The 9,296-nt window shown below is 63.4% G+C and carries 10 protein-coding genes; 1 reads left to right on the top strand and 9 read right to left on the bottom strand.

Annotation, left to right across the window (positions count from 1 at the left end; translation table 11 throughout):
- Positions 1-3: 3 nt before the first annotated feature.
- The 9 genes from DAEP_RS0101115 to coxB all read right to left on the bottom strand — a co-directional run bounded on the left by DAEP_RS0101115 (position 4) and on the right by coxB (position 7,529).
- A complete protein-coding gene (locus DAEP_RS0101115; RefSeq protein WP_008555950.1) occupies positions 4-594 on the bottom strand; it encodes a GNAT family N-acetyltransferase in 591 nt (196 codons plus the stop codon).
- Positions 594-1,856 carry a M16 family metallopeptidase gene (locus tag DAEP_RS0101110; protein WP_027243374.1) on the bottom strand — a complete coding sequence of 421 codons (1,263 nt, stop codon included), beginning with the start codon at positions 1,854-1,856 and terminating at the stop codon, positions 594-596. Before DAEP_RS0101110 ends, DAEP_RS0101115 begins: the two co-directional genes overlap by 1 nt.
- Positions 1,853-3,241, bottom strand: coding sequence for a threonine synthase (thrC, locus tag DAEP_RS0101105; protein ID WP_027243373.1), 1,389 nt, complete (start codon positions 3,239-3,241; stop codon positions 1,853-1,855). Before thrC ends, DAEP_RS0101110 begins: the two co-directional genes overlap by 4 nt.
- A gap of 19 nt (positions 3,242-3,260) precedes the next feature.
- Positions 3,261-3,929 carry an SURF1 family protein gene (locus DAEP_RS0101100; protein WP_027243372.1) on the bottom strand — a complete coding sequence of 223 codons (669 nt, stop codon included), beginning with the start codon at positions 3,927-3,929 and terminating at the stop codon, positions 3,261-3,263.
- Between the two features lie 129 nt (positions 3,930-4,058).
- Positions 4,059-4,868, bottom strand: coding sequence for a cytochrome c oxidase subunit 3 (locus DAEP_RS0101095; protein ID WP_027243371.1), 810 nt, complete (start codon positions 4,866-4,868; stop codon positions 4,059-4,061).
- A 23-nt stretch (positions 4,869-4,891) separates the two neighbouring features.
- Entirely contained in the window at positions 4,892-5,479 is a 588-nt protein-coding gene (locus tag DAEP_RS0101090) for a cytochrome c oxidase assembly protein (protein ID WP_027243370.1), read from the bottom strand.
- The gene (locus DAEP_RS0101085) at positions 5,479-5,643 is read right to left on the bottom strand and encodes a hypothetical protein (RefSeq protein WP_008553467.1); all 165 of its coding nucleotides are present in this window, start codon (positions 5,641-5,643) and stop codon (positions 5,479-5,481) included. Before DAEP_RS0101085 ends, DAEP_RS0101090 begins: the two co-directional genes overlap by 1 nt.
- Position 5,644: 1 nt before the next feature.
- A complete protein-coding gene (cyoE, locus tag DAEP_RS0101080) occupies positions 5,645-6,586 on the bottom strand; it encodes a heme o synthase (RefSeq protein ID WP_008555323.1) in 942 nt (313 codons plus the stop codon).
- A gap of 97 nt (positions 6,587-6,683) precedes the next feature.
- Positions 6,684-7,529, bottom strand: coding sequence for a cytochrome c oxidase subunit II (gene coxB, locus DAEP_RS0101075; protein WP_027243369.1), 846 nt, complete (start codon positions 7,527-7,529; stop codon positions 6,684-6,686).
- Positions 7,530-7,722: 193 nt separating this feature from the next.
- On the opposite strand from coxB, the gene tldD reads away from it, so the two are divergent.
- On the top strand, positions 7,723-9,144 hold the full coding sequence (tldD, locus tag DAEP_RS0101070) for a metalloprotease TldD (protein WP_027243368.1): 1,422 nt from the start codon (positions 7,723-7,725) through the stop codon (positions 9,142-9,144).
- Positions 9,145-9,296: the final 152 nt, after the last annotated feature.

Below are 9,296 nucleotides of genomic sequence, written 5' to 3'. Positions count from 1 at the left end.
CGCCTAGGCCTGGCCGGCCAGGGTCTTGCCGCGGCGGTCATGGCGCAGCGCGGCATAGAGCACATGGGTGCGCCAGCGGCCGTTGATTTGCAGATAGGACTGGGCAACGCCCTCATACTTGAAGCCGGATTTTTCCAGCAGCCCGCGGGAGGCCTGGTTTTCCGGCAGGCAGGCGGCCTCGATCCGGCTGAGGTCCAGCTTCGTGAACGCATGATGCACCACCGCGCCGATCGCCTCGCGCATGAAACCCTTGCGGGCGAAGGGCTGGCCCGTCCAATAGCCCAGCGTGCCGGCCTGGGCGGGGCCGCGGCGGATGTTGTCGAGCGTGATCGCCCCGACCAGAACCTGATCCGACCGCCGGATCAGGAACAGCGGCATGGCTGAACCCGAGGCCACCGAGCGGCGCGCCCAGTAGACCCGGTTGGTGAAGCTCTTGCGGCTGAGGTGATCCGCCGCCCAGCTGGGCTCCCACGGCGTCAGATAAGGCTGGCTTTGCAGCCTCAGCGCCGCCCAGCCGTGAAAATCCGCATGCACCGGCGGCCTAAGGGTCAGGCGCTCGGTTTCAATGCGGACCTTGCGGCGGCTGAGCAGCATCAGGCAGCGCGCCTCTCCTGCAGCCTCTCAAGCGCCGGGGCATCCGCCACCGGGCCATACAGCGCCAAGGCCGCCGGCGCAGTTACCGCCATGGTTTCGGCAAGCGTGCGCACGTCCTTGGTGGTCACTGCGTCGATCCGTTCGATGGTCCGCTCCAGCGACGGCACCTTGCCCCAGATCTGCACCAGCCGGGCCAGCCGCTCCGCCCGGTTCGAGGGGCTTTCCAGCCCCATCAGCATCCCCGCCTTCATCTGGGCGCGGGCGCGTTCGACCTCGGCATCGCTCATGTCGTCCGCGGCGCGCTTCATCTCGTCGATGGTGATGCCCGCCAGTTCCGCCAGCTGCTCGCCGGAGGTGCCTGCGTAAACGGTCATTGAACCGGTGTCGGCATATGACCCCGCCTGCGAGAAGATGGTGTAGCAAAGGCCGCGCTTTTCGCGCACCTCCTGAAACAGCCGCGAGGACATGCCGCCGCCGAGGGCGCTGGCATAGATCTGCGCGGTGTACATCGACTGGTCGCGGTAGCCGGGACCTTCGAAGGCCAGCGCAAAATGCGCCTGCTCCAGATCCTTGACCTGCCGCGCCTCACCGCCGGTGAAGGTGGCGCCTTCGGCGGTGAAGTCCGGCTTGGCCGCCATATGGCCGAACAGCTGCTCCGCCAGTCTGACCAGCGCGTCGTGGTCCACACCGCCCGCCGCCGCCAGGATCATCTGGCCGGGGCCGTAATGCTCGGAGACAAAGCCTTCCAGATCCTCGCGCGAGAAGCTGCGCACGCGTTCTGCGGGGCCCAAGATGGTGCGGCCCAGCGGCTGGCCGCGGTAGCTTTCTTCCTGCAGCCAGTCAAAGATCACATCGTCCGGTGTATCCAGCGACTGGCCGATTTCCTGCAGGATCACCCCGCGTTCGACCTCGATCTCGCGCTGGTCGAACACCGGATTGAGCAGGATGTCCCCGATCACATCCACCGCCAGCGGCACGTCATCCTTCAGCACACGGGCGTAATACGCCGTGACCTCGCGCGAGGTGTAGGCGTTGATATAGCCGCCGACATCCTCGATCTCCTCGGCGATCTGCAAGGCCGAGCGCCTTTTGGTGCCCTTGAAGGCCATGTGCTCCAGGAAATGGGCGATGCCGTTCTGTTCAAGCCGCTCGTGGCGGCCTCCGGCTGTCACCCAGATCCCGACCGCCGCGGATTCCAGACCCGGCATATGCTCGGAGACGATGCGGAACCCGTTGGCGAGTGTGTGCTGCTGAACTGTCAATGCGCGATGTTCTTTCTGATATGATCCTCGAGGGCAGCCAGATCGTTGGCAATCCGGGTGACCCGTTCCGGCCTGTCATACAGGTCTGCCATGCGCGGGGGAAGAGGCGGATGAATGCCGCTGGCCTCTTCCACAGCCGCCGGGAATTTCGCCGGATGCGCAGTGGCCAAGGTGATCATCGGCACATCTGCCTTGCGGTGCTCATTGGCGACTTTCACCGCAACCGCGCCGTGCGGGCAGATCAGCTCGCCGGAGGACGCCAGTTCCGATTTGATGGTCGCCAGCGTCTCCTCCTCCGAGGTGCGGCCAGAGGTGTAGTTTTCGGCCAGCGCCTGCATCGCGCCTTGCGAGACATCAAAGCCGCCGTTCTTCAGTTCTTCCATCAAGAGGGCCACGGCCTTGCTGTCCTGGCCATAGGCGTAGAACAGGGCGCGCTCAAAGTTCGACGAGACCTGAATGTCCATTGAAGGGCTGATCGAGGGCTGGGTGTCGCCCTTGTAGTACCCCTGCCCCGACAGGCAACGGTGCAGAATGTCGTTCTGGTTGGTGGCAACGACGAGCTGGTCGATCGGCAGCCCCATCTGCTTGGCGATGAAGCCCGCGAAGATATCGCCGAAGTTGCCGGTCGGCACGGTGAAGCTCACCTTGCGCTGCGGCGCGCCCAGGGAGACGGCGGAGGAGAAGTAATAAACCACCTGCGCCAGCACCCGGGCGATGTTGATCGAATTCACGCCGGCCAGTTTCACCCCGTCGCGGAAATCGAAGTCGTTGAACATGTCCTTGACGCGCGCCTGGCAGTCGTCGAAGTCGCCATCGACGGCCAGCGCGTGCACGTTCTTGTCCTGCGGAGTGGTCATCTGGCGGCGCTGCACCTCGGACACACGGCCATGCGGGTAAAGGATGAAGACGTCCACATTGCTGAGGCCCCGGAACGCTTCCATCGCCGCTGAGCCGGTGTCCCCGGAAGTCGCGCCCGCAATGGTCACCCGGTCGCCGCGGCGTTCCAGGGCAGTCTGGAACAGCTGGCCGATCAGCTGCATCGCGAAATCCTTGAACGCCAGCGTGGGCCCGTGGAACAGCTCCAGCAGGAAATGGTTCGGGGCCAGCTGCTTCAGCGGCGCGCGGGCGGCGTGGCCAAAGCCCTCGTAGGCGCGGGCGATGATGGCTCGGAATTCCTCATCCGTGAAGCAATCGCCAAGGAAGGGGCGCATGACGCGAAAGGCGGTTTCCTCGTAAGACAGACCCGCTAGCGCCGCGATGTCGTCGTGGGACATCTGCGGGATGTCCGCGGGCACATAGAGGCCTCCGTCGCGGGCCAGGCCGGTCAGCATCGCGTCTTCAAAGGTCAGCTCGGGCGCTTGGCCCCGGGTCGAGATATATTTCATCGCCTTCAGCTCTTCAGGTTCAAGGGCGGCTGCGCCGCAGGAAGTAGAGGGTCATCGCCGCCCAGATAAAGGCCAGCGAAAACCAGGTGATCGCATATTGCAAGTGGTCATTGGGGATGCCGGAGGTGGTGACCGGCATGGGGCGCAGCCCCGTCTCCCCTTCGGGTTTTGCGCGCAGGACAATCATTACAGGCTCAGCGCCAAGCTGCGCCGCCATCTGTTCCGCGTCGCGGGCATACCAGATGTTGCCGAAAAGATCCGGTTCAGGCGTGTAGCTATCAACCTCCTGAGGCCAATGGATGTTGCCCTCAATGGCGGCGGGGCCGGCCAGACGCGCGGCCTGCTTCTCCTTAACCGGGATAAAGCCGCGGTCGATCAGCACCCGGCGGCCGTCCTCCAGAGTGAACGGTGAAATCACCCGGTAGCCGGGGCCGGCATCCTTGATCGAAGTGAGGACGTGCAGTTCCTGCGCGCCGATCTCGCCTTGCAGGCGCACGGGGCGGTACTTGTCGGTTTCGGGGTCCAGCTGCGCGGGCAGACCGGCGGCAGGCGCACCAGCGATCCGCGCCTCGATGGTGGCCAGAATGCCATCCTTCCAAGCCTTGCGCTGCAGCTGCCAGGTGCCCAGCCCGATCAGCACGGCCAAGCCCGCGCCGCTGATGATCAACAGGAAGATGACACGCCGCATCTGTGCCGCTCCGCTCCAAAAACAAGGGCGCGCAAGGTCTCCCCTGCGCGCCCTGTGTGTGACTTCATGAGTGCGGATAATCAACCGCAAACATGTAACCGGTACAAACCGCCCGTTACAGGCCGCCCGTTACAGGCCGGATGTGCCCCAGATGTAGACGGCGAAGAACAGGAACAGCCAGACAACGTCCACGAAGTGCCAGTACCAGGCCGCGGCCTCGAAGCCGACGTGCTGTTCCGGGGTGAAGTCGCCCTTGATCGCGCGGATCAGGCAGACGGTCAGGAAGATAGTGCCGATGACCACGTGGAAGCCGTGGAAGCCGGTAGCCATGAAGAAGTTCGAGTAGAACTCGTCTTCGCCGAACTTCCAGCCTTCGTGCAACAGGTGGGCGTATTCATAGCCCTGCAGGAAGGTGAAGGCGACGCCGAAGGCGATACCGATGGCCAGGCCCTGGATCAGCGCCTTGCGGTCGTTGTTGTGCACCAGCGCATGGTGCGCCCAGGTCACGGCACAGCCGGACAGCAGCAGGATCAGGGTGTTGATCAGCGGCAGGTGGAACGGATCAACCGGGTAGATCTCCGGCGCCACGTATTCGGTGCCGATATAGGTCTCCATCGGGTACATGGCGTGTTTGAAGAACGACCAGAACCAAGCGAAGAAGAACATCACCTCGGACATCACGAACAGGATGAAACCGTAGCGCAGACCGATGCGCACGACCGGGGTGTGATCGCCCTGGCGGCTTTCGGCCACAACTTCGGACCACCAGGCAAAGGCGGAGTACAGGACCGCAACAAAGCCGATCCAGAAGGCCCAGGCCGTGATGCCCTTCATCCAGAACACTGCGCCAACCAGCATGACGAATGTGCCCACAGAGGCGGCCAGCGGCCAGATCGACGGCGGCAGAATATGATAATCGTGATTTTTAGCGTGCGCCATTTAAGTGTCCCTCACCTAGCGGCCTAGTTCGTGGTTGCGCCTGCCCCGGTGTTACCCCCGGTGTCGAGAGCGGCATAGCCCTCGGGCAGATCGATTTGATGGAACGTGTACGAAAGCGTGATCGTATGCACGTATTTTGCATCCCGGTCGTCAATGATTTCGGGATCCACATAGAAGGTCACGGGCATCTGCACCCGTTCCCCCGGCTGAAGCACCTGCTCGGTAAAGCAGAAGCAGTCGATTTTCGAAAAGAACCCGCCGGCCTGATACGGCGCGACGTTGTAGGACGCCTGACCCGCCACCGGGCGGTCAGTCGGGTTGTACGCCTCATAGAACGCCAGGCCGGTTTCGCCCAGGCGGATTTCCATCTCGCGCTGAAGCGGCTTGAACTCCCACGGCATGCCGCGCTCTTTGGAGCCGTCGAAGCGCACCTTGATGGTCTGGTCCAGAATGGTGTCGGAACCGCTGCTGGCCACGCCGGTGACGCCGCCAAAGCCGGTGACCCGGCAGAACCAGTCATAAAACGGCACCGAGGCCCAGGACAGGCCGCCCATCAGGACGACGACGCCGACCAGCTGGAGCACGGTTTTCCGGGGGCCCTTCAGCGCCATCAGTTCTGCTCCGCCTGAGTGTCAGGGAAAGAGAAGCCGTTGGAGGTGACCTTGACCATGGTCAGGGCCAGGATCAGCACCACGAAGGCCGCCAGCAGAATGCCCACGCCCATGTTGCGGCCCGACCGGCGCTTGTGGATCTCATGTTGCTTGCTCAGAGCCATATTACCAGCCTCCCAGCCCGTAGGGCTTCAGCAGCGCCTCGGCCAGGATCGCGCCGAAGTGCAGGAACAGATAGAGCAGCGACAGTTTGAAGAAGCTGCGCTCCACCGTGAAATTGTCGGCCTCGGAATCGTCCTCGTCGCGGCGGGTGATCTTCCAGGCGCCATGCAGGAACAACGCGTTCATCACCAGCGCCGCGGCCAGATAGATCGGGCCGCCAATGCCGGAGAATGCGGTGCCGACGGCCAGCAGCGCCAGCAGCACGGTGTAAACCAGGATATGCACGCGGGTGGCGCGGCGGCCGTGGGTCACGGTCAGCATCGGCACGCCTGCGTCGTCATAATCGGAGCGCATGAACAGCGCCAGCGCCCAGAAATGCGGCGGCGTCCACATGAAGGTCAGCAGGAACATCAGCCAGGGTTCAACCGACATGGTGCCGGTGGCGGCAATCCAGCCAATGACCGGCGGGAAGGCCCCGGCGGCACCGCCGATGACGATATTCTGCGGCGTCGCACGCTTCAGCCACATGGTGTAAACCACCACGTAGAAAAAGATGGTGAAGGCCAGGAACGCGCCGGCAAAGACGTTTGCGGCCAGCGCCAGCATGATCACCGACAGGCCCGACAGCGCCAGGCCCAGCGCCAGCGCCTCGCCCGGCTCAACCTTGCCAGCGGGGATCGGGCGGGATTTGGTGCGTTTCATCACCTTGTCGATATCGGCGTCCCACCACATGTTCAGCGCCCCGGAGGCACCGCCGCCGATGGCAATGAACAGGATGGCGCAGAAACCGACGACCGGATGCACGGAGACGGGCGCGGCCAGCAGACCCACCAGAGCAGTGAAGACCACCAGCGACATGACACGGGGTTTCAGCAGGGCGAAATAGTCGCCAAAGCTGGCCTCGTCCTCGTATGCCCGGCTTGCGTTGATGCTTGCGTCGCTCATCTTGGGTCCTTTTGGCGGCAACGGGTGCGCATCGCTGCGCACCCTCATCTTGTGTCTGACCTGCAGGACGCCCGCTCAGGCACCCCGCAGCCAGCTATCAGTTGGAGGCGACCTGGTAGGCCTGCGGCAGCCCCGCGTATTCTTCCTTGGCACCTTCCAGCCAGGCGTCATATTCTTCCTGGGTCACGACCTTGACGGTGATCGGCATATAGGCGTGGTCCTTGCCGCACAGTTCGGAACACTGGCCGAAGTAGACGCCTTCCTTGCCCTCGTCGACCTTGAACCACAGCTGTGCCAGACGGCCCGGAACGCCGTCCTGCTTCACGCCGAAGGCCGGGATGGTCCAGGAATGGATCACGTCGGCGGCGGTCACGTTCATCACGATGGTCTTGCCCGACGGTACCACCACGGCGGTATCGGTGGCCAGCAGGTACTCATCCTCGGCATAGCCGTTTGCAGCCAGCTGGTCCTTGGGCAGCAGGAAGCTTTCGAATCCGAACTCGTGGTCGGTGTATTCATAGCCCCAGTACCACTGGTAGCCGGTCACCTTGATGTTGATGTCGCCCTCGGGGATCTCTTGCTGCGCAAACAGCTGCGGCAGCGAGAAGGAGCCGATGAACACCAGGATCAGGATCGGGATCACGGTCCAGGCGATCTCGATCGGGGTGTAGTGGCTGAACTTGGCCGGGGTCGGGTTGGCGCGCTTGTTGAACCGCAGGATCGCCCACAGCAGCAGGCCCGCGACGAACACGCAGATAACGGTGATGATCACCAGGATCATGTAGTCCAGGCGCTGCAGGCCTTCGGCCAGCGAGGTCGCCGCCGGCTGGAAGTTCAGCCCGCCGTCAACCGGCTTACCAATGGTTTCCAGACCTTCTTGCGCCATTGCTGGAAGGCTTGAAAGGCCGGCAAAAAGGCCCGAAAGCATCAAAGCGTTTTTCATGTTCTGTCCTGATCGGTTGATCGCATTTTTCTGCGGCAGCACGAATGGGGGGAATCATTGATTCCACAAAACGTACCAGCCCCGTTGTCTTTGACGCCGCTTAAAATCATATTCGGGCGTACAGATAAAGAGGCAGCCAAGCGTCAAACCGTCGCTTTCTTGATTTAGATCAAAAAAATCTGAGGACCGTGCCATGGAAAACCCAGCCTTCCGCCCGTTTGAAACCGCGCTTCCGCAGGATGAGGCGCTGGCGACCCTGCGCGATGCGCTGAATGGTGCGGAGGATGGAGAGATCTTTGCCGAGCGCCGCAAGTCGGAAGCGCTCTCGTTTGACGACGGGCGGCTGCGCAGCGCCGGCTACGATGCCTCCGAGGGCTTTGGTTTGCGGGCCGTGAACGGCGATGTGGCCGGTTACGCGCATTCCACCGATGTCTCCATCGCATCGCTGAAACGGGCGGCGGAAACGGCCAGGCTGGCTGTCGGAGCGGGCGGCGGCACCTACTCGGACCCGCCGCAGGCCACCAACAAGAAACTCTACACCGATGCCGACCCGATCAGCGCCATGCCGTTTCCGGTGAAGGTGGAGACGCTGCGCGAAATTGATTCCTATGCACGTGATCTGGATCAACGCGTGGTCCAGGTCTCCGCGTCACTGGCCGCCTCGCTGCAAGAGGTGGAGATCCTGCGTGCCGATGGTGTGCGGGTGCGCGACACCCGCCCGATGGCACGGCTGAACGTCTCGGTGATCGTCGAAAAAGACGGCCGCCGCGAAAGCGGCTCTGCCGGCGGCGGCGGGCGGCTGGGCCTGGATGGTCTGGTCGACCCCAAACACTGGCAGGCCCAGGTGCAGGAAGCGCTTCGCATTGCGCTGGTCAATCTGGACGCTGTCCCTGCGCCGGCGGGCGAGATGGACGTGGTGCTTGGCCCCGGCTGGCCCGGCATCCTGCTGCACGAGGCGATCGGCCACGGGCTGGAGGGCGATTTCAACCGCAAGGGGTCCTCTGCCTTTGCCGGTCTCATGGGCCAGCAGATCGCCGCCCGGGGGGTGACGGTGCTGGATGACGGCACCATCCCGGACCGGCGCGGCTCGATCACTGTGGATGACGAGGGCACGCCCAGCCAGAAAACCACGCTGATCGAGGACGGTATTCTGGTCGGCTTCATGCAGGACCGCCAGAATGCGCGGCTGATGGGGGTCTCCCCCACCGGCAACGGGCGGCGTCAAAGCTATGCCCATGCGCCGATGCCGCGGATGACCAACACCTACATGCTGGGCGGCGACGCCGATCCCGGCGATCTGGTGGCTGGCATCAAGGACGGCATCTGGGCGGTCGGCTTTGGCGGCGGCCAGGTCGATATCACCAATGGCAAGTTCGTGTTCTCCTGCACCGAGGCTTACCGCGTGAAGGACGGCAAGGTCGGCGCACCGGTTAAGGGCGCCACGCTGATCGGCGACGGCGCCACCGCGCTGAAACAGATTCGAGGCCTTGGCAACGACATGGCGCTGGACCCCGGCATGGGCAATTGCGGCAAGGCGGGCCAGTGGGTTCCGGTCGGCGTCGGCCAGCCGACGGTGCTGATGGGCGGGCTGACCGTTGGCGGCTCGGCGGCCTGAATCACTTCGTCAAAAACCGGTAAAACCATGACACTGCCGTAAAATTCCGGGCCGGAAGCCAGCGCTTCCGGCCCCTTTTTCTGCTTCGGACGGCGCGCGCTCTCTGCCGGATTTATATTTCTTCATTTGTTTTCGACACTTAGGAAAATTTT

Source organism: Leisingera daeponensis DSM 23529 (assembly GCF_000473145.1).
GTDB lineage: Bacteria > Pseudomonadota > Alphaproteobacteria > Rhodobacterales > Rhodobacteraceae > Leisingera > Leisingera daeponensis.
Note: the sequence above shows the minus strand (reverse complement) of the source record. Positions and strands in the feature narration are given on the sequence as shown.